The sequence below is a fragment of the Nocardia sp. NPDC001965 genome (assembly GCF_053594175.1).
In genome coordinates this window covers 1-23306 of record NZ_JBSFDZ010000054.1, presented here as the reverse complement: position 1 = coordinate 23306, position 23306 = coordinate 1, and the positions used below count along the sequence as shown (strand labels likewise).

Below are 23306 nucleotides of genomic sequence, written 5' to 3'. Positions count from 1 at the left end.
GGGCGCCCCGCGGGAACCGGCCCGCGCGCCGGTCAGCGGTGCCGGGTCCGGACGTGCCAGGTGCCGAGCAGCAGGATGGGGACCAGGATCAGCCCGCCGACCATGAGCAGCATCCACAGCTCGTCGAATTCGCCGCCGCCCGGCCCCTGCGCCGAGTAGGCGACCATATCCTGCGCTGATGTCGCCGACCCCGGCGCGCTGAGTACCGATTCGTCGTCGTCGCCGGGGATATCGCCGACCTGCGCGTCGCGGCCCAGGGCGAAACCGTAGTCGAGCAGGCGCGCGGCCTGCTCCCACGGACGGATCGGCAGTACATCGGCTTGCAGCAGGGTCACTGCCAGCCGGCGGCCGTCGCGTTCGGCGCCCGCGACGAACGTCTGGCGGGCGTCGTCGGTGTAGCCGGTCTTCCCGCCGAGGGCGCCCGGATAGTTGTAGAGCAGGCCGTTGTCGTTGGCGATCGGGAATCCTGGATGGTCCTGGTCCCCGGGGATCTTCGGGTCGGCGGGAAAGCCGGGGAAGTCGAACTGTTCGGTATTGATCATCTCCGCGAACAGCGGAATCGACATGGCTTCCCGGAACAGCAGTGACAGGTCGTAGGCCGAGGTGCTCATCCCGGGGCCGTCCAGTCCGGACGGGGTGGCCGCGCGGGTGTCGTAGGCGTGCAGTGATTTCGCGACGTCGTTCATCTTCGTCACCGCCACCTGGTCCCCGCCCATCTGAGCGGCCAGCGCATGGGCGGCGTCGTTACCGGACGCCATCACCAGGGCATGCAGCAACTGCCGGTTCGAGTAGCGGCCACCCGGCCCGATGCCGACCCGGGTGCCCTCGACATCGGCGTCGGCCTGAGTGCCCACGACGACCTTGTCCAGATCCAGGGTGCGCAGCGCGACGATCGACAACAGCACTTTGATGGTGCTGGCCGGGCGGTACCGGCCGTGCGGGTCTTTGGTGGCGACGACCGCGCCGGTGTCCAGATCCGACACCATCCAGGCGGTCGCGGAGATATCCGCGGGCAGCGCGGGCGCACCGGTGGGCAGCACCACACCGCATTCGCCGAGCCGCTTCCCGCCGACCGGGGAATCGGGGACCGACAGTGGCGCGGGCGGTGATTCGCCCGGTTCCGGTACTTCGGAGGCGTCGATCGCGGGCGGCGGTTGAGTCTTCTGTGGGCAGGTGTCGGTAACCGGTGTGGCGAACGGGGTGGTGGTGGGTGGTGCGGGCTGTGCTGCCGCGGGTCCACACAGAGTGATCGGTCCGGCCGCGAGAACCGCGGCGGCGAGCACCGAGCCGAGGAGTCGGGCGGTGCGCTGGTGTTGCTGCCTCGTGTACATCGACGCCGAGCCTAGATGGCGCCGCCGGGCGTGGCCGCCCACAGCCCGCGCCCGGTGGGAACGACGGCGGAGGTACGGCGCGACCCCGGTGCGAGAATTACGGTCGTCTTGTTCCCACCGGCGATTCGCGTACCTTCCCGATCCGGGTGTGGCCCGGTCAGCCCAGGAGTACCGCGTATCCCGGTTTGATGATGTCGTCGATGATGCGCAAGCGCTCCGGGAACGGGATGAACGCCGACTTCATCGCGTTGATGGTGAATCGCTCCAGATCACTCCAGCCGTAGCCGAAGGTCTCGTGCAGTTTCAGCATCTCCCGGCTCATGCTGGTATCGCTCATCAGCCTGTTGTCGGTGTTCACCGTCACCCGGAAACGCAGCCGTGCCAGCAGATCGAACGGATGCTTGTCCAGCGAGGGCACCGCGCCGGTCTGGACATTCGACGAGGGGCACAACTCCAGTGGAACGCGGGTATCGCGTACATAGGCGGCCAGCCGCCCGAGCCGGGCGTCCCCGAGCCCGCCGGGCACCTCGATGTCGTCGACGATGCGAACCCCGTGACCGAGCCGGTCGCAGCCGCAGAACGCCAATGCCTCGTGGATCGACGGCAGCCCGAACGCCTCGCCCGCGTGGATCGTGAAATGCGCGTTGTTGACCCGCATGTACTCGAAGGCGTCCAGATGCCGGGTGGGCGGGTACCCGGCCTCCGCGCCCGCGATATCGAACCCGCATACTCCCCGGTCGCGGAAGCGAACGGCCAGCTCCGCGATCTCGCGGGAGCGCGCCGCGTGCCGCATGGCGGTCAGCAGGCAACGCACGACGATCGGCTGTCCGGCCGCGGCGGCGGCCGCCTCGCCCGCCACGAAGCCGGCCAGTACGTGTTCGACCACCTCGTCCAGAGTCAGGCCGGCTTCGAGATGTTGTTCGGGCGCGAAACGTACCTCGGCGTAGACGACGCCGTCCGCGGCCAGGTCCGCCGCGCATTCGCGGGCCACCCGGTGCAGGCCCTCGGGGGTCTGCATCACCGCGACCGTGTGGGTGAAGGTCTCCAGATAGCGTTCCAGCGATCCGCTGTCGGCCGCCTCCCGGAACCAGCGGGCCAGCGATTGCGCGTCCGCCGCGGGGAGCCGGTCGTATCCGCATTCCGCGGCCAGTTCGAGCACGGTGGCGGGCCGCAGGCCGCCGTCGAGGTGATCGTGCAGCAGAGCTTTCGGCGCCCGGCGCAGCGTTGCGAGATCCAGCGGCAAAGGTCCGGTCATGTACCGACGGTATCGCCGAATGTCGCGCAGGTCAGCCGGACGGCCGGAAACGTTTCACCTCTTCGGCTGCCGCTCACCCCGAATTCCCTCGGTGGTCAGCGGCCGGAAATGGGTGGGTGTGCGCGGTGACCGGAACCGAGCGGTCCCGCCGGATGCCCGGAATGTCCGTGCGGTGTCCAGCGGTGGCCGGAGTGACCGCGCTGTCGATCGGGTCCGACCCGGTCGAGGATCAGCGGTCCGCGGGCGGGAACCGGATCGGCCGCGACGTCCACGGTGATCGCTGCGGCGAGCGCCTCGAACGCCCGGGGAAACGCTTCGGGGGTATCGGTGTGCAGGGTGAGCAGCGGGCGGCCGGCGGTGACCCGGTCGCCCGGGGCGGCGTGCAGCCGGATCCCGGCACCGGCCTGCACGGGATCGCCCTGCCGGGCGCGACCGGCGCCGAGCCGCCAGGCGGCGATACCGATCGCGCGCGCGTCGAGGCCGGTCAGGACGCCCGAAGACGGAACGGACAATGTCTCGGTATGGCCGGCGGTGGGCAACGGTGCGGTGGGGTCGCCGCCCTGGGCGCGGATCATCGACCGCCAGTGGTCCATGGCGCGGCCGTCGGCCAGCGCCGCGGCCGGGTCGGTGTCCAGGCCTGCCAGCGCGACCATCTCGCGGGCCAGGGCCAGCGTCAATTCCACGACGTCGGCCGGTCCGCCACCCGCCAGCACCTCCACGGCTTCGGCGACTTCGAGTGCGTTGCCCGCTGTGCGACCCAGCGGGGCGTCCATGGCGGTGAGCAGGGCCACGGTCTCGACACCGGCATCGGCACCGAGTTCGACCATGGCGGTGGCCAGGGCGTACGCCTCGTCGTGGGTGCGCATGAACGCGCCCGAGCCGACCTTCACATCGAGTACCAGGGCGGCGGTGCCTTCGGCGATCTTCTTGCTCATGATCGAACTGGCGATCAGCGGGATCGATTCGACGGTGCCGGTGGTGTCGCGCAACGCGTAGAGCCGTTTGTCGGCGGGCGCCAGGTCGGCCCCGGCCGCGCAGACCACGCATCCCGCGGCCGGGTCGGTGAGGATCTCGCGCATCCGGTCCGGGCCGATATCGGCCCGCCAGCCGGGGATGGCTTCCAGCTTGTCCAAGGTGCCGCCGGTGTACCCCAGGCCGCGCCCGGACAACTGCGGCACGGCCGCGCCACACGCCGCGACCAGCGGCGCCAGCGGCAGGGTGATCTTGTCGCCCACACCGCCGGTGGAGTGTTTGTCCACGGTGGGCCGGGGCAGGTCGGTGAAATCCAGCCGCTGGCCCGACCGCAGCATCGCCTCGGTCCAGCGTGCGGTCTCGCGGCGGTTCATCCCGCGCAGCACGATCGCCATGGCCAGCGCCGCCATCTGCTCGTCGGCCATCTCCCCGCGGGTGAAGGCGGCGATCGCCCAATCGATCTGCGTATCGGACAGTTCGCCACCGTCGCGCTTGGCTCCGATGATCGATACCGCGTCGTGTGCCGTCACGTCCCCCAGTGTGGCAGCGACGTCGTGCCGGTGCGCGGGTCCGGCGGGCGCGCTATTGCCGGAGCGCTCGCAGCGTTTCGAGCCGGTGCGCCACCGTGGGTCCGGTCGGGGTGACGATGATCTCGTCCGCGCCGGTGTCCTTCGCCAGCGTGTCGAGCCGGTCGAGCACCTGCTCGCGGGTACCGATCGCCTGGTCGGCGTTGCGGTCGTCGACGAACGCGTTCTCCGCATCCGACCACGCGTACTCCTCGGCTTCGGTCAGGGTCGGGATCCGCTGCGGGAGCTGTCCGGTGCGCATCCGCAACTGGACCAGGCTCTGGGGGAGCGTCCGCCGCCGGGCCTCCGCGGCGGAATCGGCGACCACGGTCGCCACGGCCAGCATCGAATGCGGTTCGCGTAGCACCTCCGAGGGCCGGAACTCGCTGCGGTACAGGTCGAAGACCAGCGGAGTGTTGCGCCCACCGGCGAAATGATGCGCGAAGGCGAACGGCAGCCCCATCATGGCGGCCAGCCGCGCACTGAAATCGCTGGAGCCGAGCAACCACATCTCCGGGGAGTCGCCGTGACCGGGAACGGCCTGGATACGGTCACCCTGACCGCCGCGCAACGGTGGAATCGTCCCGAAGTAAGCGAGCAGCTCCACCACCTGTTTCGGGAAATCCTCCACCGCCTCGGCGGCCGCGCCGCGCCGGATGGTCGCCGAGATGAGCGGATCGGTGCCCGCCGCGCGACCCAGCCCCAGATCTATCCGGTCGCCGTAGAGCGCCACCAGGGTGCCGAACTGTTCGGCGACGACCAGCGAGGAATGGTTGGGCAGCATCACTCCGCCGGACCCCACCCGGATCCGTTCGGTCGCCGCCGCCACCGCGGCGATCAGCACCGGCGGAGCCGAACTGGCGATACCCGGCATGCCGTGGTGCTCGGCCACCCAGAACCGGTGGAACCCCAATCGCTCGGCCTCCCGGGCGACGGTGAGGGTGTCGGCGAGTGCCTGCCGATGCGATCCGTCGGCGGCGACGGCGGCCAGGTCGAGAACGGAGAGGGGAACTGTCATACCCGGACCAACCCGTGCGAGCGCGCCGGGATTCCGTCACTCCGCCGACCGGCGCAAGCGCCGGTCCGGCCCCCCGGTATTCCGTCGGCGCGGTGGCGGTTCGCCGCGCGCGGCCGGGCGCGGGAAAGGGCGCGGCAGCGAGGGGACGTGCCGGGCGCCCGGTCCGGGCCGGGGGCGCGACGCATCAGGTCCGGCCGGCGGCCAGGTCGTCGGGACCGAAGGCGTCGGCCAGCAGCCGGCCCAGCGGGACCGGCCCGTCCCTATGGTCGACCAGCAGTTCCTGACCGCCGAATTCGTAGAGCACCTGGCGGCAGCGGCCGCAGGGCAGCAGGATCGCGCCCCGCGAGTCGCAGACCGAGATCGCGATCAGCCGCCCGCCACCGGCGGATCTGTTGTTGCCGACCAGCACACATTCCGCGCAGAGCCCCAGTCCATAGGACACATTCTCGACATTGCAGCCTGCCGAGACCGTGCCGCCGTCCCATCCCGCCGCACCCACCGGGTAACGGGAGTACGGCGCATAGGCGCGTCGCATGGCGGTCTGTGCGGTGGTGCGAAGAAGATTCCAATCGATGTCCATTGCTGCTCCCGCGATGTCCATTGCTGCTCCCGCGTCCGTGGGCGACCCACCGGGTCCCGGCCCAGCCTGCCGTACGACTGTTACCGCTGCTCACCGTTCCCGCTGCGCGATTGCGCACACGCTCTGCTCCGGACGGATGTGAAACGCGTCGTTCCGCTCGGAGATATGTAGAGTGCCGGCCGCTCGGTCGGGGCCCATCACCAGGAAGGTGCGAATGACGCTTCCGAAGTTCCTCATCGTCATGGTGTATTCGAAAATGCTGCTGGCCAAGCTCGACGTCTACGGCAACGTCGAGGTACGACTGGAGTACCGGATCGTTCCCGATCACGAGGCCGATCCGGCCGTCGGCAAGTACCCGCAGAGCGCGCTGGCGAGTCAGGCGCTCCTGGGCCGGGTGCCCGGCGATATCGTCGATACCGTTTTCAACTACGAAGCTGTGCGGTTGCGGGTCGAATCGATCCACGAGGGCGACTGATCCGCGGTGGTCCACCGGCGGCTGCGCCGACCCGGGGCCGTGTGCGGCCGGTGGACCCGGTTCTGTCGTCGACCGCGGGTCGCCGGCGAGGCGTCGAATCGTCTGCAGCGGGCGGGGCATCCGGTCCCGGCCTCCGCGTAATTCCGCCGGTATTGCCGAAAAGGCATTCCCCGCCGGACGGATCTGTGGGCTACTCTTGAGTAACTTGCCCTCGTGGACTGAGACATTTTGCACATTGCCGCTGCGCGCAATGGTGACATCGGCATTGTGGGCTCGAGTGCGTGCCCTAATTCGCACGCCCGAGCGGCATGCCCGGGGTGGGATGTGAAATCCGCTGCACAGCAAGGTTTTGCGGAACAATTCGAGGTCGAGAAAGGGTTGTCCGAGTAGGTGGAAGAAGGCGCGGCGAACCCGCCGCGGAACCCCTTCACCGCCATACAAAGGTAAACCTAACCTGTGTGATCTGGGCGCAACGCGCGGCACGCCGAATTAGTTCCCCGATTGTCGGAGGATTAGAGTCCAGAACAGATCGGTTCAGGTTCGGCGGCGGCGAGCCCATCGACAGCGGCCCCGGAGTCGGCCCCTGTCGGCCGTGGGTTGGTACGCCACCGAAATCCCGGCCCGCCACACCGGTGCCGGGATCTGCGACCGGGTCCATCAACGATGTTGGAGGCACCGAAACTCTATGGCCACGATAGAAGCTCCGGCTCAGCCGAAGCGCAAAACGCTGTACCGAGGCGACCCCGGAATGTGGTCCTGGGCTCTGCACCGGATCACCGGAGTCACGGTCTTCTTCTTCCTTTTCGTGCACGTCCTGGACACCGCGCTGGTACGGGTCAGTCCGGAGATGTACGACGACGCGATCGCGATCTACAAGACCCCGATCGTGGCGCTCATGGAGATGGGCCTGGTCTTCTGCGTGCTGTTCCACGCGCTCAACGGTGTGCGAGTGATCCTGGTGGATTTCTGGTCCAACGGGCCCCGCTATCAGAAGCAGATGCTCTGGGGCATCATCGGACTCCTGGTCGTGCTCCTGGTCCCGTCCATCGGCCGCATGTTCTACCTACTGTTGACGGAGCACTGAGCCATGTCTGCACCCGTTCTCGGCAAGTCCTACGACCGTCCGGCGAGCCTGGATCTGCCCCGCTCCCCACGATCGCACGCCAGCGGGAACTTCGAGAAGTACGCGTGGCTGTTCATGCGTTTCTCCGGTCTCGCGCTCATCGTGCTGGTCTTCGGTCATATGGCGATCATGCTGCTGCTCGACGGTGGCGTGAAACGGCTGAACTTCGCGTTCGTCGCCGGCCGGTGGTCCAGCCCGTTCTGGCAGATCTGGGATCTGACCATGCTGTGGCTGGCGCAGCTGCACGGCGGTAACGGTGTGCGCACTGTGATCGCGGACTACTCGCGCAAGGATTCGACCCGGTTCTGGCTGAACACCCTGCTGGTGCTGTCGATGATCCTGATCATGGGCGTGGGCACCTACGTCATCTTCACCTTCGACCCCAACATCAGTTAGGAACGGGCCCCCTCGCATGAGTGAGCGCAGCGAACGAATCGACGCTACCGGTGAGCGCAGCGAAGGAAGTGGCGCCGCAGGTGAGAGCAGTGAACGAACCAGCGGATCCGTCGAATCCCGACCTGTTCAGGAGCACCGCTACGACGTCGTGATCGTCGGCGCCGGTGGCGCGGGTATGCGTGCGGCCATCGAGGCCGGCCCCCGGGCGCGGACCGCGGTACTGACCAAGCTGTACCCCACCCGCAGCCATACCGGCGCGGCGCAGGGCGGTATGTGCGCGGCCCTGGCCAACGTCGAAGAGGACAACTGGGAGTGGCACACCTTCGACACGGTCAAGGGTGGCGACTACCTGGTCGACCAGGACGCGGCGGAGATCATGGCCAAAGAGGCCATCGACGCGGTGCTGGACCTGGAGAAGATGGGCCTGCCGTTCAACCGCACGCCCGAGGGCAAGATCGACCAGCGCCGGTTCGGCGGGCACACCCGTGACCACGGCAAAGCCCCGGTCCGGCGGGCCTGCTACGCCGCCGACCGCACCGGTCACATGATCCTGCAGACCCTGTACCAGAACTGCGTCAAGCACGACGTCGAGTTCTACAACGAGTTCTATGTGCTGGACCTCGTGCTGACCGATACCGACCGTGGCCAGGTCGCCACCGGTGTGGTCGCCTACGAGCTGGCCACCGGCGAGCTGCACGTCTTCCACGCGAAGTCGATCGTTTTCGCGACCGGCGGTTCGGGCCGGATGTACAAGACCACCTCGAACGCGCACACGCTCACCGGCGACGGCATGGCGATCGTGTTCCGCAAGGGCCTGCCGCTCGAGGACATGGAATTCCACCAGTTCCATCCGACGGGTCTGGCCGGTCTGGGCATCCTGATCTCCGAAGCCGTCCGCGGTGAGGGCGGCATCCTGCGCAACGCCGACGGCGAGCGCTTCATGGAGCGCTACGCGCCCACCATCAAGGACCTCGCGCCGCGCGATATCGTCGCCCGCTCCATGGTGCTCGAGGTGCTCGAGGGCCGGGGAGCCGGACCGAACAAGGATTACGTCTACATCGACGTGACCCACCTCGGCGAGGACGTCCTCGAAGAGAAGCTCCCCGATATCACCGAATTCGCCCGCACCTACCTGGGTGTGGACCCGGTGAAGGAACTGGTACCGGTGTTCCCCACCTGCCATTACGTGATGGGCGGTATCCCCACCCGGATCGAGGGCGAGGTGCTGAAGAACAACACCGACATCATTCCGGGCCTCTACGCCGCCGGTGAATGCGCCTGCGTCTCGGTGCACGGAGCCAACCGGCTCGGCACCAACTCGCTGCTCGATATCAATGTGTTCGGCCGCCGGGCCGGTATCGCCGCCGCGGAGTACGCGCACCGCGCCGAATTCGTCGATATGCCGGAGAGTCCGGCGCAGATGGTGCAGGACTGGCTGGCGCTGATCCTGTCCGACCACGGCAACGAGCGGGTCGCCGATATCCGCACCGAACTGCAGCGGTCGATGGACAACAACGCATCGGTGTTCCGCACCGAGGACACCCTCAAGCAGGCCCTCACCGATATCCACGCGCTCAAAGAGCGCTACGCCCGGATCACGGTGCAGGACAAGGGCAAACGCTACAACAGCGATCTGCTCGAGGCCGTCGAGCTCGGCTTCCTGCTGGAGCTGGCCGAAGTCACGGTGGTCGGGGCGCTCAACCGCAAGGAGTCGCGTGGCGGGCACGCGCGCGAGGACTACCCGGACCGCGACGACGTGAACTTCATGCGGCACACGATGGCCTACAAGGAGGGCGCGGATCTCCTCTCCGATATCCGCCTCGACTTCAAACCGGTGGTGCAGACCCGTTACGAGCCGATGGAGCGTAAGTACTGATGACCGCTGTAGCCGAGAATCCCACGGCCGCGAGCCCGGCGCCGGTTCCCGAAGGTTCGACCATGATCACCGTCAAGGTGGCGCGGTTCAACCCCGAAGACGGCGAGGGGCAGCGCTGGGAGTCGTTCCAGGTGCCCGCGCTGTCGACGGACCGGTTCCTGAACATCCTCATCTACATCAAGTCCTACCTGGACGGCACGCTCACCTTCCGGCGCTCCTGCGCACACGGTGTGTGCGGGTCCGATGCGATGCGGATCAACGGGGTGAACCGGCTGGCCTGCAAGGTCCTGATGAAGGACATGCTGCCGAAGAACGGTAAGCCGGTCACCATCACCGTCGAGCCCATCCGTGGTCTGCCGGTCGAGAAGGACCTGGTCGTGGACATGGAACCGTTCTTCGACGCGTTCCGCGCGGTGAAGCCGTACCTGATCACCTCCGGTAACGAGCCGACCTACGAGCGGATCCAGAGCCAGGCCGACCGCGCCCGGTTCGACGACACCACCAAGTGCATCCTGTGCGCCTGCTGCACTACCTCGTGCCCGGTGTACTGGACCGACGGCAGCTACTTCGGCCCGGCCGCGATCGTGAACGCGCACCGCTTCATCTTCGACAGCCGGGACGAGGCTGCCCGGGAACGTCTGGACATCCTCAACGAGGTCGACGGTGTGTGGCGCTGCCGCACCACCTTCAACTGCACGGATGCCTGCCCGCGTGGTATCGAGGTCACCAAGGCCATCCAGGAGGTGAAACGGGCTCTGCTGTTCGCGCGCTGAGCCCGCACCTGCCGACAGAACCGCCCCCGTGCCCGGCACGGGGGCGGTTCTGCCTTTCCGACCGTTTGTATTCCGTCGCACGAACTTGATAATTCGGGTACCCGAACTTACCATTCCGAGTGGAAGGCGGTGGTTCGGAATGCAGGTGTTTCCCCGGATCGCCGCCGTGCTCGCGGCCTGCGGCCTCACCGTCGTCCTCACCGCCTGCGATACGTTCCACCTGCCGCGTACCGGAGAGCCGGTCGTCGCCACCACCTTCACGGTGCTGGCCGATATCGCCCAGAACGTCGCGGGCGGATATCTCGAAGTCCAGTCGCTCACCAAACCCGGCGCCGAGATCCACGGCTACGAACCCACACCGGGCGATATCAAACGCGCCGCCAAAGCCGACCTCATCCTCGACAACGGGATGAACCTGGAAGCCTGGTTCGGCCAGTTCGTCGCCGATCTCGACGCCGAACACGTCACCGTGAGCGAGGGGGTGGCGTCGGTCCCGATCACCTCCGACGCCTACGCCGGGAAACCCAATCCGCATGCCTGGATGTCACCGCTGAACGTGCAGACCTACGTGGACAATATCGTCGCCGCCTTCTCCCGGCTCGTTCCCGGACACGCGGCGGTCTTCCATGCCAACGGCGAGACCTACAAACAGCAGTTGCAGCAGGTACACGACGAGCTCGTCGCCGATCTCGCGAACCTGCCCCGGCGCCAGCGTGCGCTGGTGACCTGTGAAGGCGCGTTCTCCTATCTGGCCCGCGACGCCGGGCTGTCGGAGTACTACATCTGGCCGGTCAACGCCGAACAGCAGGCCACTCCGCAGCAGATCACCGGGGTCATCGAATATGTTCGGGACCACGAGGTCCCGGCGGTTTTCTGCGAATCCACCGTCTCCGATGCCCCGATGCGCCGCGTCGTCGAAGCCACCGGCGCGAAGTTCGGCGGGATGCTCTACGTTGATTCGCTCTCGGCCGCCGACGGCCCGGTACCGACCTATCTGGACCTGATCCGGCACGACGCCGAGACCATAGCCGCAGCACTCACCGGGAGCAGGCCATGACAATCCCCGCGATCGACGTCGACGGCGTCACCGTCTACTACGGCGAGGTCCAGGCCCTGGACGAGGTCCGGCTGAGCGTGGATGCCGGCCGGGTGTGCGCCCTCATCGGCATGAACGGGTCCGGGAAATCGACCCTGTTCAAGACCATCATGGGCATGATCACCCCGGATCGCGGCACGGTCCGGATCGGCGGTGCGACACCGCCGACGGCCCGGCGGGCCGGTGTGCTGGGTTACGTACCGCAGAACGAGGCGGTGGACTGGTCGTTCCCGCTGTCGGTCCGCGATGTGGTGACCACCGGACGGTACGGGCGGATGGGGTTCACCCGGCGTGCGAGCCGAGCCGACCGGGCCGCGGTGGACGAAGCGCTGGAACGGGTCGAGCTGACCGATCTGGCCGGCCGTCAGATCGGTCAGCTCTCCGGTGGACAGCGCAAACGGGCGTTCGTGGCCCGCGGTATCGCGCAGGGTGCGCGGATCCTGCTGCTCGACGAACCGTTCGCCGGAGTGGACAAGAGATCCGAGGCGACGATCACCGGCCTGCTGAAGGAACTCGCCGCCGACGGGGCGACCGTGCTGATCTCCACACACGATCTGCACGCGCTGCCCGGACTGGCCGACGAAGCCGTTTTGCTGATGCGACGGGTACTGGTGCACGGTGCCCCGGCGGAGGCGTTGCGACCGGAAAACCTCGCGCTCGCCTTCGGCCTCGATGTCATCGGGCAGCGGTGAGTGTGATGGACCTGCTCGAATTCCTCCTCGAACCGATGCGCTACGCATTCATGGTGCGGGCGCTCACCGCCAGCGTCGTCGCGGCGGTCGTCTGCGGCCTGCTGTCCTGCTGGCTCGTCCTGGTGGGCTGGTCGCTGATGGGGGACGCGGTCTCACACGCGGTGCTGCCGGGCGTGGTGCTCGCCTATATCGCGGGGGTCCCGTTCGCCGTCGGCGCGGTGATCTTCGGGTTCCTGGCAGTCGGATTGATCGGATTGGTCCGCGATACGAGCCGGGTGAAGGAGGACGCGGCCATCGGTATCGTGTTCACCACGCTGTTCGCCTTCGGCCTGGTACTCATCTCGGTGACACCCAGCAATACCGATCTCAACCACATCATCTTCGGCAACCTGCTGGGGGTGAGCCAGGAGGAGCTGATCCAGATCACCGGGCTGGCCGCCTTCGTCTTCGCCGCGCTCGTCCTCAAACGCCGCGACTTCACGCTGTACGCCTTCGACCCCATCCATGCCTACGCGCTCGGGCTGAATCCGCGGGTTCTCGGTGCGACCCTGCTCGGCCTGCTCGCCCTGACCTCGGTGGTGGCGTTACAGGCGGTCGGCGTGATCCTCGTGGTGGCGATGTTGATCATTCCCGGCGCGACCGCCTATCTGCTCACCGATCGGTTCGGACGGATGCTGATGATCGCCCCGACGCTGTCGGGAATCTGCGCGATCACCGGCCTGTACGTGAGTTATTACGCCGATACCGCGCCGGGCGCCACCATTGTGCTGGCCCAGGGCGTGGTGTTCACCGCGGTCTATCTGTTCGCGCCGCGGCAGGGGTTGATCGGTTCCCGCCTGGCCGCCGGCCGCCGCCGGGCCCGGAGCGCGGCCGCTGCCGGGCCGGTGGCCGCTGTCGCCGAACCGGACGCCTGAGCGAGCTGCGTTCGGCCCGGTTGTGCCGCGGGCCCGGTAGCGGTGGGGCGGTGACTCACGGGAAATCCTCGTCGAACGGGGAGGCGCGCCGCCAGCTCTCGCCCGCGAGCACCACATGGTCCAGGAACCGCAACCCCACCGTCCGCGCCGCCGCGGCGAGCAGCGTACTGGCCCGGCGATCGTCCGGGCTGGGCGTCGGATCACCGGAGGGGTGATTGTGGGCCAGCGCGAAGGCGCGGCCGTCGTGGCGCAGAACCGTGTTCAGGATCTCGCGAACCGGTACCGCCACCTCGTCGATGGCGCCTTCGGCGACGAAGACCCGCTGCCGTGGCCGGTTGCGCGCATCGCAGATCAGCACCAGCAGCCGCTCCACCCGGGCGCCCGCGAACAGCGGTGCGGCCTCCCGGGCCACATCGCCGGCCCGCAGCAGTGGCGCCGGGGGCTCGGCCCCGGCGCGCGCCCGAGCGGCGAGCTGGAACGCCGCGGCGATCGCCGCGGCTTTGGCCACCCCCACCCCCGGACGGCGCAGCAACTCCTCCGGTCGTGCCGAGGCCAGCCCGCAGACCCCGCCGTACTCCGTGAGCAGGGCGAGAGCGAGTTCGACGGCGCTCTCCCCGCGGCGGCCCTGGCCCAGCAGCAACGCCAGCAGTTCCCCGTCGCTCAACGCTTGCGGCCCGAGCGCACAGAGACGTTCGCGTGGTCGCTGTGCCGTGGGCAGATCGATGATCGGTACCGGCATGAATCCCCCTCCAGACTTCGTGCGTCCGGATCATGCCAGCGAGTACCGACAGTTTTCGACGAGTGGGCCGGGCGGTGGGCCGTGACGGTGGAACCGGACGGATCAGCCGTCGACCACCGCGGGGCGCGGGGATCGGTTCAGTGCCGACGCGGCCAGCCGCTCGAAATGCCGTAGCTGGCGCTCGTGTACCACGATCCGGCGCAAGGCCTCGTGAATGGTCGCCTTACTGGTCGCGGTGCCCATGATGGCCCCGGCGGCGACCAACAGGTCCTGATCCAGTTCGATCCGCACTGTCGGCATGCGTCCTCCTTCGTACATCCGCCCTGGTGCGGCGGCGTGGTGTCGGCATCCGGGCACGCCCGGCAACGACTACGCGAACAAACGCCGCTGGCCAGTCAGTTTGCCGAGTCGGTACGCGTTTATAGACGGAATGTCACGCCACGTGTCCACATCGAGACCTAACGGGGCCGCCGTGCCGGTGGCACCGCGGTGACAGAGCCGGTTCCCCGATCAGCGCGGAGTGAGCCGCGACTCGAAATTGCGTTCGAGTTCGCGCCAGGCCCGGGATTCGGCGTCGAACGGCGGATTGGGTGCCATCCGGGTCGGATCCGGGTTGAGCAGGTAGGAGACGTACCACCCGAGCGGGGTCGATTTGGACAGGGCCTGCTCCACTGTCTCGTCGTCGGCGTAATCGGCGGCATCGGAGAACAGCTCCAGCACCAGGTCCAGCTGCTCGGTGTCGACCGCCTCCGGTCCCTCGGCGAGGTCGTCGGCCAGGCCGGGAAGTACGTAGACGTTCTCCTCGGTGACCTCGACCTCGAGCGATCCGTCGATGGCCGCGGTCTGTACCTCGGCGTAGGTACTGATCCGGGACAGATCGTGTTCGTGATCGTCGGCGAGATACCGTGCAAGTGCACGTTCACTGCCGAACACCGAGATGGAGTTCTCGGCGCCGAGGAAGATCGGTTCGTCGTCGAGATAGCACCGCAGCGTGAAGTACTCGGTATCGGCCGTCACGATCTTGACGGGGTCGATGCCCACTTCCTCCCAGAACGTGAGGTCCTCGTCGTCGTCCTCGTCCTCGTCGTCGGTGTCTTCGTCCTCGTCCAGATCGACGGGCTCGAAATCGCTGTCGTCGTCGGTATCGGCCGCGTCGTCGGCGTCGACCTCGTTCTCCTCGGCGGCCAGCAACTCGGCCTCGGCCAGTGCGACCGCCTCGGCGTCGACGTCGGGAACGCGGACCACCGAATCGACGGCGTCGAGGACATCGTCCCAGCTCTTGGCCACCGCCGCACCGATCCGGTCCCACAGTTCCTGGCCTTCCCGGCCCGCGAACATATGGGTACCGCCGGCCAGCGCTGCCAGCGACGGGTGCGAACCGAAGAATTTGGTGACCGTCTCGAGTTCGCAGACCTCGCCGATGTTGCGCACCATGGCCAAGGTGTCCTCCAACTCGGCGACGGTGTCCACATCGGGTTCACCGGCGGCCAGCTCCGGGACACCGACCAGGTCGAAGGAGTAGTTGTCGTCCGGTTCGAGTTCGGCCGCCGACAGGCCCGCGACCACCTTCCATGCCGGATGGTCGACCAGGTCGTTATCCGAATCGGTCCGGATGAAGGCCGCTAGTTCGGCCACGGACTCGAAGCCGTACAGGGCATCCTCATGCCCTAGGAACGCCTCCCACTCGTCGTCACCGTCACGCCAGCGCGGTGCCCACAGGGTGACAAGATCGCCGTCGGTCAAACCGAGCTCGATCGGGACGATGTCTCCAGAAGCCATAAGCCGAAGCCTAATAGGTCCGGCAAGGCGGAGCCCACCCCTGGTTCCCACAGCGCCTCAGCAGCGACGGAGCGGCGCTCGGCGCGCTGCCTTCTCAGGCGCCTTCGGGCCGGGTTCCGGTCGGTTCGATCACGGCCTCCGGCGCCGGTGCGAACGATTCGTTCAGTGCGGCAACGACCTCCGAGCGTCGGCCGCCCGCATCCTCGGCGGCCTGCCGGCACGCCCAGATGATGAGCTGTGCGGCTTCCGCGGGGGGTAGCGCGGTCACGGCTTCGGTGAGCTGCAGAGCCACCACCGCGCCGTCGCTGTCGACCTCGGCGGTCACCATTCCGTCCTCGGTGCTGAAGCGGCCGCGGACCTGTTTGAGTCCGTACAACGCGGCCTCCAGCGCCTCCAGCTTTCGAGTGGCACCGGCGACCAGGGCGTCCATCTCGGCGCTCATACATTCCTCCTGGATACGAGCGGGAATCCGCTGGGGTCGGACCGGGTGGGCCGGCTGCTCATACCGGCCTCATCCAGCTGGTCGGGCCGGTATCGGCATCGTCCATCCGATCCAGTTCGTCGACCGCCTGCTGCCGGGTCGGCAGACCGAGCTGATCCAGGATCTCGGCCGGCATTCCGTTCTCCGCCAGCATCTCCCGGCGCTTGGCTTTGGCCGCGATGGTGGAACGGCGGGTCAGCCGCAGGATCTCGTCGGCGAGAGCCTGTGCGCCGTAACGGTATTCGCTGCGTTCGAATTTGATCTCCACCGGCATACCCTGGTCCGTGGCGCGCACCGACAGGGTGCCCGCCCGATTGCGGCTCGCCGCCATCGTGACATTGGGCACCTCGGGAACCTGCTGCTCACTCATAATTATGTCCAGTCGTCATGATCGGATATCCGCCCCCGGAACGGGTGGCCTCTTGCTCTGCGCGGGTCATTCCGTGGGCCGATAGAACCCGAGGAACTCCATCCCGCTGTTCTCCGTCCGCACCGAACTGATCTGCACCGGATCACCGGCTTCGATCAACTGACCGTTGCCGATCACCATCGCCACATGGCCGTCCCATACCGCGAGGTCACCGGGTGCCAGGTCACCGGGGGACACCGGTGTGGCACCGTTGGCCTGTTCGTGGGCCAGCCGGGGAAGATCCACACCGGCCTCGCCATAGGCGTATTTGGTCATACCGCTGCAGTCCAGGCCGGAGCCCGGGGTGTTACCGCCCCAGACATACGGGGTACCGAGAGTGCCCAGCGCCGATTTCACCGCGGTGGCCGCCTTCTCGTTCGGTGCCTCCACCACACTGCCGTCCGGCAGCGTCACCTTCACACCCTCGCCTTCGGCCTTCGTACCGGCGGAGGTGGTCGTCTTCGAGGGGGTCCCGGAGCTGGTGGTGGTGGCGCCGGAACTCGACGACATGGCCGTGCTCATCAACGATCCGGCCACCCCGGCCGCATTGCTCAGGCCCGAGGTCAGCGTGGACACGGTCTGGGTGCTCACCGGTGCGGTGCTCGCGGCCGACGGCGTGGTCGGCGGCGGGGTGAGTTCGTTCATCGAGGCGGTCTGGGTCTGCAGTTCGTTCTGCACCCGGCCGACCACGCCCAGCGCCTGGCCCAGATGGTCGATGGCGGAGCCCACCAGCAGCGACAGGCCCGCCGGTGTGCCCAGGGCGGGTGCCGCGGCGCTGGCGGTGTTCACGAACGACTGCGCGATGGCGGTGAGGTCTTTGTTGCCGGTTTCCACGTGGGCGGCGGCCTGACCCATCACGGTCGCCATCTCGTTGCCGCGGTCGGAGATGCTCGCGGCCGAGGTCTGCACCCGCAGGGCCTTGGAGGTCGCGGCGTCCGCGCCGGTGCCGTCCCAGGCGGTGTTCATCTGGTTGATTCCGTTGCGGCCCAGCGTATGCACCTGGTCGACGGCGGTCGATGCGGCGCGCAGGGCGTCACCGGGACCGCCGGTCGCCAGCACACCGGTGCCGAAACTGGCGAGCAGATCGAGAATCGGCTTCGCCAGCGTATTGATATCGATCACCGGGTCACTCCCCGGCGGCACCGCGCAGGGCGGCCGCATTGCTGATATCGGCCTCGGCGTAACTCACCGCGGCCACGCCCGCCGCTCCGCTCATCGTGCCCAGAACCGCGGACAGCTGGCCGATCGTCGCCACGTGCCCGGCGTGCGCGGCCGCGTAGGCAGCCAGGAAATCGCCGCCGACCAAACCGAAGATCGGCCCCAGGATCGTGGGTGCCGCCCCCGATGCCCCGGTTCCCGCGGCGGTCAGTTCCGCGGCCATCACCCCGGCCGTAGTGCCGTAGGCCGCGATGCCCTGGGCATCGGCTGAGATGTTCACCATCAGTGTTTCCCCCATCGACTTCGTTAACGGGCAGAGTATGTCATCCACCGGTTTCGACGCACCGGCTTCCCGCACGGTTCCCCGAAATCCGAACCGGTGGAAAGTCAGGTCGAGACCACCGCGCCCGCCCCTTCGACTTTATCGTTCACTCATGCGCACGCACACGCTGGATCATCCGCTGGTGGCGATACTGCTCACCGCGCTCCGTGACGAACGCACACCCGACCCGGCCTTCCGGGCCGCGCTCCGAGATCTGTCGAGACTCCTGGTCTACGAGGCGCTGCGCGACGCACCCGTGGAGTATTTCGATATCACCACCCCCGTCGCCGCCACCCGCGGTGTGCGGCTGGCCCGGCCGCCGCTGCTGGTACCGGTGTTGCGGGCCGGACTCGGCATGGTCGACGCGGCCACCGATCTGATCCCCGACTCACAGGTGGGTTTCGTCGGCGTCGCCCGGAACGAGGAGACCCACCGGCCGGTCCCGTACCTGGAATCGCTGCCCGACGATCTCGCGGCGACCCCGGTCATGGTGCTGGACCCGATGCTGGCCACCGGCGGATCCATGCTGCACACACTGGGCCTGCTCGCCGACCGCGGCGCATCCGACATCACCGCGGTCTGTGTGGTCGCGGCACCGGAAGGCATAGCGGCACTGGCGGGTTCGGGATACCCGGTCCGGCTGGTGACAGCCGTGATCGACGACCGGCTCAACGACGACGCCTATATCGTGCCCGGGCTCGGTGACGCCGGTGACCGGCAGTTCGGGCCGCGCTGAAACCGCTCAGCCTGCCAGCGTGCGACAGTAGGAGCCCAGCTCCGCGAGCAGCTCCCGCGCGGTGTCACGACCGGCCCGCAGCCCGGCGGGACCGGAAACCGGCCGGACCACTTCCAGATAGCATTTCAGCTTCGGTTCGGTACCCGAGGGCCGGACGACCATCCGCACCCCGTCGCCGGTGAACACCAGTGCGTCGGTGCGCATCCGGCCCCGTACCGCCGACATATCCGTGAACTCGACCGCGGTTCCGGCGAGTGTCCCGGGCGGCGCGGCCCGGAGCGCGGCGACCACCTCGGCCGCCGCCCGCTGATCGGGCAGCCGCAGCGAGACCTGATCGACGGCGTGCACACCGAACTCGACCGCCAGATCGTCGAGTTCGTCGTACAGGGTGCGGCTGCGGGCACGGAGCCGGGCAACGAGGTCGGCGGCCAGAACGGCCGCGGAGATCCCGTCCTTGTCGCGCACGGTCGCCGGGTCCACGCAGTGGCCGATGGCTTCTTCGTACGCATAGACCAGACCGTCGCCGGCCCGGGCCAGCCATTTGAACCCGGTGAGGGTTTCGGCGTAGCGAGCGCCCCGCGCCGGGGCCAGCCGTGACAGCAGCCGCGACGACACGATGGTCGTGGCCACCAAGGCGTCCGGCCCGGCGGTGCGCAGGACATCGTCGGCCAGCAGGACCCCGGTCTCGTCACCGCGCAGCATCCGCCAGCCGTCCGGTGTGGGTATGCCCAGCGCGCACCGGTCCGCGTCGGGATCCAGGGCCACAGCGAGATCGGCGTCCACTCGTTCCGCCAGCCGCAACAGCAGATCCGCGGCCCCGGGCTCCTCGGGATTCGGGAACGCCACCGTGGGGAAATCGGGATCGGGAGCGAACTGTTCGGCCACCGTGTGGATATCGGTGAAACCGGCCGAGGTGAGCGCGTGCACCGCGGCGGCGCCCCCCACCCCGTGCATCGGGGTGAACGCGATCCGGATCCCGGCACGCTCCCCGTCGCCGCCGATCAGGCGCGGCAACTGCGCCACCCGGGCCAGATAGCGCGACAGGACTTCACCACCCGACGCGGTCACCGGCTCGCGGTCGATCGGTTCGGTGACCGCCGTGATCCGCTGCTCGATCTCGGTATCCGCGGGCGGTGCCAGCTGTGTACCACCGTCGACGAACACCTTGTAACCGTTGTCGCCGGGCGGATTGTGGGACGCCGTGATCTGCACACCCGCCACCGCACCCGATTCGCGGACGGCGAAGGCGGTCACCGGCGTCGGCAGCGGTTCGGGCAGCCGGGTGACCGCGAACCCGGCCGCCGTCAGCACTTCGGCGGTGACCTCGGCGAACTCCGCCGAGCCGTGCCGGGCGTCCCGGCCGACCACCACCCGGCCGCCGCCGAGACAGCGATCCCGCAGCCAGGCCGCGAGCCCGGCCGTGGCCCGGGCGACCGTGGACTCGTTCATCCCGTCCGGTCCGGGCGCCAGCGGCCCGCGTAAACCCGCTGTGCCGAAGGTCAGCATCTACAGCTGCTCCAGCAGCCCACGCAGCAGTTTGCCCAGACGCGGCGCCGCCGCGCGTCCCTCCGCCAGTACCTCGGCATGGGTGAGCGGGGCATCGGTGACCCCGGCCGCGAGATTCGTGACCAGCGAGATCCCGAGCAACCTGACCCCCAGGGCCCGCGCGGCGATGGCCTCGAGCACCGTCGACATCCCCACCAGGTCGGCGCCGATCGCGGCCAGCATGCGGATCTCGGCGGGAGTCTCGTACTGCGGTCCGGTGAGCCCGGCGTATACCCCCTCGGTGAGATCGGGGTCGACGCGGCGGGCGAGCTGCCGCAAGTCCGGATCCCAGGCGTCGACCATATCGACGAACGAGGCGCCGGTCAGCGGGGTCGTCCCGGTGAGATTCACATGATCACGCACCAGTACCGCCTCCCCGACCCGCAGGCCCGGCCGGATACCGCCGGCGGCATTGGTGAGGATCACCGTCTCGGCACCCGCCGCCACCGCAGTACGCAACGGATGTACGACCTCTTCGGCGGAATGGCCTTCGTACAGGTGCTGGCGCCCCATGAGTACAAGGGTGTCGGTGTCGCCGACCGATACCGACACCACCCGGCCGACATGGCCCTGCGCGGTGGGGGCGGCGAACCCGGGTAACTCCGGCATCGGGATCTCGGCATTCGGGGTCCCCAGTTCGGCGACAGCGTCCTGCCATCCCGAACCCAGCACCACGGCGACCCGGTGTCGATCCACCGACGACCGGACCGCGATCTCCTCGGCGGCCTCTTCGGCAAGCATGGCGGTCAGTCTATGGCCTCGCGCACCGCGGCCCGCCCGAACCGCCTGCGCCCACCCGCGACCGCGCGCCGACCCGTAGCCGATACGCTGCACAGATGCCGTACCTGGAACGTGATGAGAACGTTTTCGTGCTCACCCTGGGCAACGAAGGCCAGACCGACAGCGAGAACCGCTTCAGCCACGAGTGGATAGACGAGACACACGCGCTGCTGGACACGGTCGCCGCCAGCGAAGGACCCGCCGCCCTGGTCACCACGGCCACCGGCAAGTTCTTCAGCAATGGACTCGACACCGACTGGCTGTTCGCCAACCTCGACCGGATGCACGGCTACCTCGACCGCGTGCACAGCGTGTTCAGCCGGATCCTGGCCTTCCCGCTGCCCACCGTGGCCGCGGTCAACGGCCACGCCTTCGGCGCCGGCGCCATGCTCGCGACCTCGCACGACTTCCGGGTCATGCGCGCCGACCGCGGCTTCTGGTGCCTACCCGAGGTACATCTGGGAATGCCCTTCACCGTCGGGATGAACGCCCTGCTCAGCAGCCGGTTGACCAACCAGGTGGCGTTGACCGCGATGACCACCGGGCACCGCTTCGGGGCCGCGGAAGCACTCGCGTCGGGAATCGTCGACGATATCGCCGACCCCGAGGCCCTGCGCGCCGCCGCGGTGGAACGAGCCGCCGGACTGGCTGCCAACCGGACGCCCAGCCTGCCCGCCATCAAACGTTCCCTGCACGCCACGGCGCTGACCGGCCTGGCGGTACCGACCACTCCCGATAACCTGGCATTCGCCTCGAACTAGCGTCGAACGAGCCCGCCGGGCGGCAGCCGGAACGCGGCCACCACACCGGACCGGCGGGCGCGGCGCGGATGCCGTCGCGCACGGATCCGGCAGCGGTGCGAAACTGGAGGTTACGGCTGTTCCCCGGGGGATAGCGGAACCGCCGGTATGTACCGCGGCCACGGTCGCGGACGATACGTGTTCGGGTGGCCCGTACACGTGCAGAAGTGGTTCACAGCTGCTCGTTCTACGACAGGAGGACATTCGGTGAGCACAACCGGCCGTACGGTGCGAGACGGACAGGACGCGGTGACGGCGTGGCTGGCCGAGCACACGGTCGATCTCGTCCAATGGCGCCGGCACATCCACGCCAACCCGGAACTGTCCCGCACCGAGTTCGCGACCACCGAGTTCGTCGGCACCTGGCTGACCAAGGCCGGACTCTCCTTCCGGGTACTGCCGACCGGTACCGGTCTGATCTGCGATATCGGACCCGAAGACGCCCCACGCATCGCGTTACGCGCCGATATGGACGCGCTGGCACTCCAAGAATTCACCGGCCGCCCCTTCGCCTCCACCGTCCCCGGCGTCTCGCACGCCTGCGGCCACGACGCGCACACCAGCATCCTGCTGGGCACCGCGCTGGCCCTGGCCGACCTCGACCTGCCGGTAGGAGTGCGGCTGGTCTTCCAGCACGCCGAAGAGGTCATGCCCGGCGGAGCCATCGATATGGTCGCCCAAGGCGCGATGAACGGCGTGGACCGGGTATTCGCCCTCCACTGCGACCCCCGCCTGGAAGCGGGCAAGGTCGGTATCAGGGTCGGCGCCATCACCTCGGCCGCCGATACGGTCGAACTGGTCCTGGACTCACCCGGCGGGCACACGTCACGCCCGCACCTCACCAGTGACCTCGTCTACGCCATCGGCACCGTCATCACCGGACTGCCCGGCCTGCTCACCCGCCGGATCGACCCGCGCACCAGCACGGTCATGGTGTGGGGCGCGGTCAGCGCCGGAAAAGCACCCAACGCGATCCCGCAGACCGGCATGCTCACCGGCACCGTCCGCACCGGCGACCACGCCACCTGGGCACTGCTCGAACCGATGGTGCGCGAAATCGTCGACGGCCTGCTCGCCCCCACCGGCGTGCGCTACCAGCTCGACTACCGGCGCGGCGTACCCCCCGTGGTGAACGACGAACAATCGGTCCGCATGCTCAGCGACGCGGTCCGCGCCATCGCCCCCGACGCTCTCGCCGACACCCCCCAATCCGGCGGTGGCGAGGACTTCTCCTGGTACCTGGAGGAAGTCCCGGGCGCGATGGCCCGGCTCGGCGTCTGGTCCGGCGAAGGGCCACAACTCGACCTGCACCAGCCCACATTCGATATCGACGAGCGGGCACTGCCGGTCGGCGTTCGGACGCTGACGAACATCATCCTCCAAGCCGGACAGTGATTTCGGCGCGCTGGCGCGCGCGGGGTCGAGGCCCCCGAAGTCTCGCCGTTCAGGCCTCGAGACTCGAGCCTTCGGCTCATGCGCTTTCGAGGCCT

25 protein-coding genes are annotated in these 23306 nt (G+C 68.4%); 11 read left to right on the top strand and 14 right to left on the bottom strand.

Features of this window, described 5'->3' with window-relative positions:
* Window positions 1-32 precede the first annotated feature (32 nt).
* The 5 genes from ACWCPQ_RS32875 to ACWCPQ_RS32855 all read right to left on the bottom strand — a co-directional run bounded on the left by ACWCPQ_RS32875 (window position 33) and on the right by ACWCPQ_RS32855 (window position 5722).
* Window positions 33-1331 (bottom strand): D-alanyl-D-alanine carboxypeptidase family protein, encoded by a 1299-nt coding sequence (locus ACWCPQ_RS32875; protein WP_449906329.1) that lies wholly within the window; start codon window positions 1329-1331, stop codon window positions 33-35.
* A 157-nt stretch (window positions 1332-1488) separates the two neighbouring features.
* Complete coding sequence (locus ACWCPQ_RS32870; RefSeq protein ID WP_449906326.1) at window positions 1489-2586, bottom strand: adenosine deaminase; 1098 nt, start codon at window positions 2584-2586, stop codon at window positions 1489-1491.
* 95 nt (window positions 2587-2681) lie between these two features.
* Window positions 2682-4088 (bottom strand): thymidine phosphorylase, encoded by a 1407-nt coding sequence (locus ACWCPQ_RS32865; protein WP_449906323.1) that lies wholly within the window; start codon window positions 4086-4088, stop codon window positions 2682-2684.
* 52 nt (window positions 4089-4140) lie between these two features.
* Window positions 4141-5142, bottom strand: a complete 1002-nt coding sequence (locus tag ACWCPQ_RS32860) for an LLM class flavin-dependent oxidoreductase (RefSeq protein WP_449906320.1) — start codon at window positions 5140-5142, stop codon at window positions 4141-4143.
* Between the two features lie 184 nt (window positions 5143-5326).
* Entirely contained in the window at window positions 5327-5722 is a 396-nt protein-coding gene (locus ACWCPQ_RS32855) for a cytidine deaminase (RefSeq protein ID WP_449906317.1), read from the bottom strand.
* Between the two features lie 214 nt (window positions 5723-5936).
* On the opposite strand from ACWCPQ_RS32855, the gene ACWCPQ_RS32850 reads away from it, so the two are divergent.
* The 8 genes from ACWCPQ_RS32850 (at window position 5937) to ACWCPQ_RS32815 (ending at window position 13067) form a co-directional block, all read left to right on the top strand.
* On the top strand, window positions 5937-6197 hold the full coding sequence (locus ACWCPQ_RS32850; RefSeq protein WP_449906314.1) for a hypothetical protein: 261 nt from the start codon (window positions 5937-5939) through the stop codon (window positions 6195-6197).
* 685 nt (window positions 6198-6882) lie between these two features.
* Window positions 6883-7281 carry a succinate dehydrogenase, cytochrome b556 subunit gene (sdhC, locus tag ACWCPQ_RS32845; protein ID WP_449906311.1) on the top strand — a complete coding sequence of 133 codons (399 nt, stop codon included), beginning with the start codon at window positions 6883-6885 and terminating at the stop codon, window positions 7279-7281.
* Between the two features lie 3 nt (window positions 7282-7284).
* Window positions 7285-7716: a succinate dehydrogenase hydrophobic membrane anchor subunit gene (locus tag ACWCPQ_RS32840; RefSeq protein ID WP_449906308.1), complete on the top strand. Its 432-nt coding sequence runs from the start codon at window positions 7285-7287 to the stop codon at window positions 7714-7716.
* Window positions 7717-7732: 16 nt separating this feature from the next.
* On the top strand, window positions 7733-9592 hold the full coding sequence (sdhA, locus tag ACWCPQ_RS32835; RefSeq protein ID WP_449906305.1) for a succinate dehydrogenase flavoprotein subunit: 1860 nt from the start codon (window positions 7733-7735) through the stop codon (window positions 9590-9592).
* The gene (locus ACWCPQ_RS32830; protein WP_449906302.1) at window positions 9592-10365 is read left to right on the top strand and encodes a succinate dehydrogenase iron-sulfur subunit; all 774 of its coding nucleotides are present in this window, start codon (window positions 9592-9594) and stop codon (window positions 10363-10365) included. The genes sdhA and ACWCPQ_RS32830 overlap by 1 nt, the downstream gene beginning before the upstream one ends.
* 139 nt (window positions 10366-10504) lie before the next feature.
* On the top strand, window positions 10505-11422 hold the full coding sequence (locus ACWCPQ_RS32825; protein ID WP_449906299.1) for a metal ABC transporter substrate-binding protein: 918 nt from the start codon (window positions 10505-10507) through the stop codon (window positions 11420-11422).
* A complete protein-coding gene (locus tag ACWCPQ_RS32820) occupies window positions 11419-12153 on the top strand; it encodes a metal ABC transporter ATP-binding protein (RefSeq protein ID WP_449906296.1) in 735 nt (244 codons plus the stop codon). Before ACWCPQ_RS32825 ends, ACWCPQ_RS32820 begins: the two co-directional genes overlap by 4 nt.
* Window positions 12154-12158: 5 nt before the next feature.
* The gene (locus ACWCPQ_RS32815) at window positions 12159-13067 is read left to right on the top strand and encodes a metal ABC transporter permease (RefSeq protein WP_449906293.1); all 909 of its coding nucleotides are present in this window, start codon (window positions 12159-12161) and stop codon (window positions 13065-13067) included.
* 55 nt (window positions 13068-13122) lie between these two features.
* Here ACWCPQ_RS32815 and ACWCPQ_RS32810 read toward each other — a convergent pair whose 3' ends face one another.
* From ACWCPQ_RS32810 to ACWCPQ_RS32780, 7 genes are all read right to left on the bottom strand, one after another.
* Window positions 13123-13806 carry a JAB domain-containing protein gene (locus ACWCPQ_RS32810; RefSeq protein WP_449906290.1) on the bottom strand — a complete coding sequence of 228 codons (684 nt, stop codon included), beginning with the start codon at window positions 13804-13806 and terminating at the stop codon, window positions 13123-13125.
* Window positions 13807-13908: 102 nt separating this feature from the next.
* On the bottom strand, window positions 13909-14106 hold the full coding sequence (locus ACWCPQ_RS32805; protein WP_449906288.1) for a type II toxin-antitoxin system VapB family antitoxin: 198 nt from the start codon (window positions 14104-14106) through the stop codon (window positions 13909-13911).
* A gap of 210 nt (window positions 14107-14316) precedes the next feature.
* Window positions 14317-15585, bottom strand: coding sequence for a primosomal protein (locus tag ACWCPQ_RS32800; RefSeq protein WP_449906285.1), 1269 nt, complete (start codon window positions 15583-15585; stop codon window positions 14317-14319).
* Between the two features lie 94 nt (window positions 15586-15679).
* A complete protein-coding gene (locus ACWCPQ_RS32795; protein ID WP_449906282.1) occupies window positions 15680-16027 on the bottom strand; it encodes a YbaB/EbfC family nucleoid-associated protein in 348 nt (115 codons plus the stop codon).
* 58 nt (window positions 16028-16085) lie between these two features.
* Window positions 16086-16436, bottom strand: a complete 351-nt coding sequence (locus ACWCPQ_RS32790; protein WP_449906279.1) for a hypothetical protein — start codon at window positions 16434-16436, stop codon at window positions 16086-16088.
* Between the two features lie 66 nt (window positions 16437-16502).
* Entirely contained in the window at window positions 16503-17597 is a 1095-nt protein-coding gene (locus tag ACWCPQ_RS32785; protein ID WP_449906276.1) for a C40 family peptidase, read from the bottom strand.
* Window positions 17598-17601: 4 nt separating this feature from the next.
* The gene (locus tag ACWCPQ_RS32780; protein ID WP_449906273.1) at window positions 17602-17916 is read right to left on the bottom strand and encodes a type VII secretion target; all 315 of its coding nucleotides are present in this window, start codon (window positions 17914-17916) and stop codon (window positions 17602-17604) included.
* Between the two features lie 151 nt (window positions 17917-18067).
* Between ACWCPQ_RS32780 and upp the strand changes: the two genes are divergently transcribed.
* The gene (upp, locus tag ACWCPQ_RS32775; RefSeq protein ID WP_449906271.1) at window positions 18068-18691 is read left to right on the top strand and encodes a uracil phosphoribosyltransferase; all 624 of its coding nucleotides are present in this window, start codon (window positions 18068-18070) and stop codon (window positions 18689-18691) included.
* Window positions 18692-18697: 6 nt separating this feature from the next.
* On the opposite strand, the gene ACWCPQ_RS32770 is transcribed toward upp, so the two are convergent.
* Both ACWCPQ_RS32770 and ACWCPQ_RS32765 read right to left on the bottom strand, forming a co-directional pair.
* Entirely contained in the window at window positions 18698-20197 is a 1500-nt protein-coding gene (locus tag ACWCPQ_RS32770) for a phospho-sugar mutase (protein ID WP_449906269.1), read from the bottom strand.
* A complete protein-coding gene (locus tag ACWCPQ_RS32765; RefSeq protein ID WP_449906266.1) occupies window positions 20198-20977 on the bottom strand; it encodes a purine-nucleoside phosphorylase in 780 nt (259 codons plus the stop codon).
* Between the two features lie 95 nt (window positions 20978-21072).
* Between ACWCPQ_RS32765 and ACWCPQ_RS32760 the strand changes: the two genes are divergently transcribed.
* Complete coding sequence (locus ACWCPQ_RS32760; RefSeq protein WP_449906263.1) at window positions 21073-21777, top strand: enoyl-CoA hydratase/isomerase family protein; 705 nt, start codon at window positions 21073-21075, stop codon at window positions 21775-21777.
* Between the two features lie 288 nt (window positions 21778-22065).
* The gene (locus ACWCPQ_RS32755; protein WP_449906349.1) at window positions 22066-23211 is read left to right on the top strand and encodes a M20 family metallopeptidase; all 1146 of its coding nucleotides are present in this window, start codon (window positions 22066-22068) and stop codon (window positions 23209-23211) included.
* The last annotated feature ends 95 nt before the right edge of the window (window positions 23212-23306 follow it).

Coding starts and splice junctions, on each gene's coding strand:
- ACWCPQ_RS32875 (WP_449906329.1), bottom strand. CDS start 1,331: ATGTACACGAGGCAGCAACACCAGCGCACCGCCCGACTCCTCGGCTCG.
- ACWCPQ_RS32870 (WP_449906326.1), bottom strand. CDS start 2,586: ATGACCGGACCTTTGCCGCTGGATCTCGCAACGCTGCGCCGGGCGCCG.
- ACWCPQ_RS32860 (WP_449906320.1), bottom strand. CDS start 5,142: ATGACAGTTCCCCTCTCCGTTCTCGACCTGGCCGCCGTCGCCGCCGAC.
- ACWCPQ_RS32855 (WP_449906317.1), bottom strand. CDS start 5,722: ATGGACATCGATTGGAATCTTCTTCGCACCACCGCACAGACCGCCATG.
- ACWCPQ_RS32850 (WP_449906314.1), top strand. CDS start 5,937: ATGACGCTTCCGAAGTTCCTCATCGTCATGGTGTATTCGAAAATGCTG.
- sdhC (WP_449906311.1), top strand. CDS start 6,883: ATGGCCACGATAGAAGCTCCGGCTCAGCCGAAGCGCAAAACGCTGTAC.
- ACWCPQ_RS32840 (WP_449906308.1), top strand. CDS start 7,285: ATGTCTGCACCCGTTCTCGGCAAGTCCTACGACCGTCCGGCGAGCCTG.
- sdhA (WP_449906305.1), top strand. CDS start 7,733: ATGAGTGAGCGCAGCGAACGAATCGACGCTACCGGTGAGCGCAGCGAA.
- ACWCPQ_RS32830 (WP_449906302.1), top strand. CDS start 9,592: ATGACCGCTGTAGCCGAGAATCCCACGGCCGCGAGCCCGGCGCCGGTT.
- ACWCPQ_RS32825 (WP_449906299.1), top strand. CDS start 10,505: ATGCAGGTGTTTCCCCGGATCGCCGCCGTGCTCGCGGCCTGCGGCCTC.
- ACWCPQ_RS32820 (WP_449906296.1), top strand. CDS start 11,419: ATGACAATCCCCGCGATCGACGTCGACGGCGTCACCGTCTACTACGGC.
- ACWCPQ_RS32815 (WP_449906293.1), top strand. CDS start 12,159: ATGGACCTGCTCGAATTCCTCCTCGAACCGATGCGCTACGCATTCATG.
- ACWCPQ_RS32810 (WP_449906290.1), bottom strand. CDS start 13,806: ATGCCGGTACCGATCATCGATCTGCCCACGGCACAGCGACCACGCGAA.
- ACWCPQ_RS32805 (WP_449906288.1), bottom strand. CDS start 14,106: ATGCCGACAGTGCGGATCGAACTGGATCAGGACCTGTTGGTCGCCGCC.
- ACWCPQ_RS32800 (WP_449906285.1), bottom strand. CDS start 15,585: ATGGCTTCTGGAGACATCGTCCCGATCGAGCTCGGTTTGACCGACGGC.
- ACWCPQ_RS32795 (WP_449906282.1), bottom strand. CDS start 16,027: ATGAGCGCCGAGATGGACGCCCTGGTCGCCGGTGCCACTCGAAAGCTG.
- ACWCPQ_RS32790 (WP_449906279.1), bottom strand. CDS start 16,436: ATGAGTGAGCAGCAGGTTCCCGAGGTGCCCAATGTCACGATGGCGGCG.
- ACWCPQ_RS32780 (WP_449906273.1), bottom strand. CDS start 17,916: ATGGTGAACATCTCAGCCGATGCCCAGGGCATCGCGGCCTACGGCACT.
- upp (WP_449906271.1), top strand. CDS start 18,068: ATGCGCACGCACACGCTGGATCATCCGCTGGTGGCGATACTGCTCACC.
- ACWCPQ_RS32770 (WP_449906269.1), bottom strand. CDS start 20,197: ATGCTGACCTTCGGCACAGCGGGTTTACGCGGGCCGCTGGCGCCCGGA.
- ACWCPQ_RS32765 (WP_449906266.1), bottom strand. CDS start 20,977: ATGCTTGCCGAAGAGGCCGCCGAGGAGATCGCGGTCCGGTCGTCGGTG.
- ACWCPQ_RS32760 (WP_449906263.1), top strand. CDS start 21,073: ATGCCGTACCTGGAACGTGATGAGAACGTTTTCGTGCTCACCCTGGGC.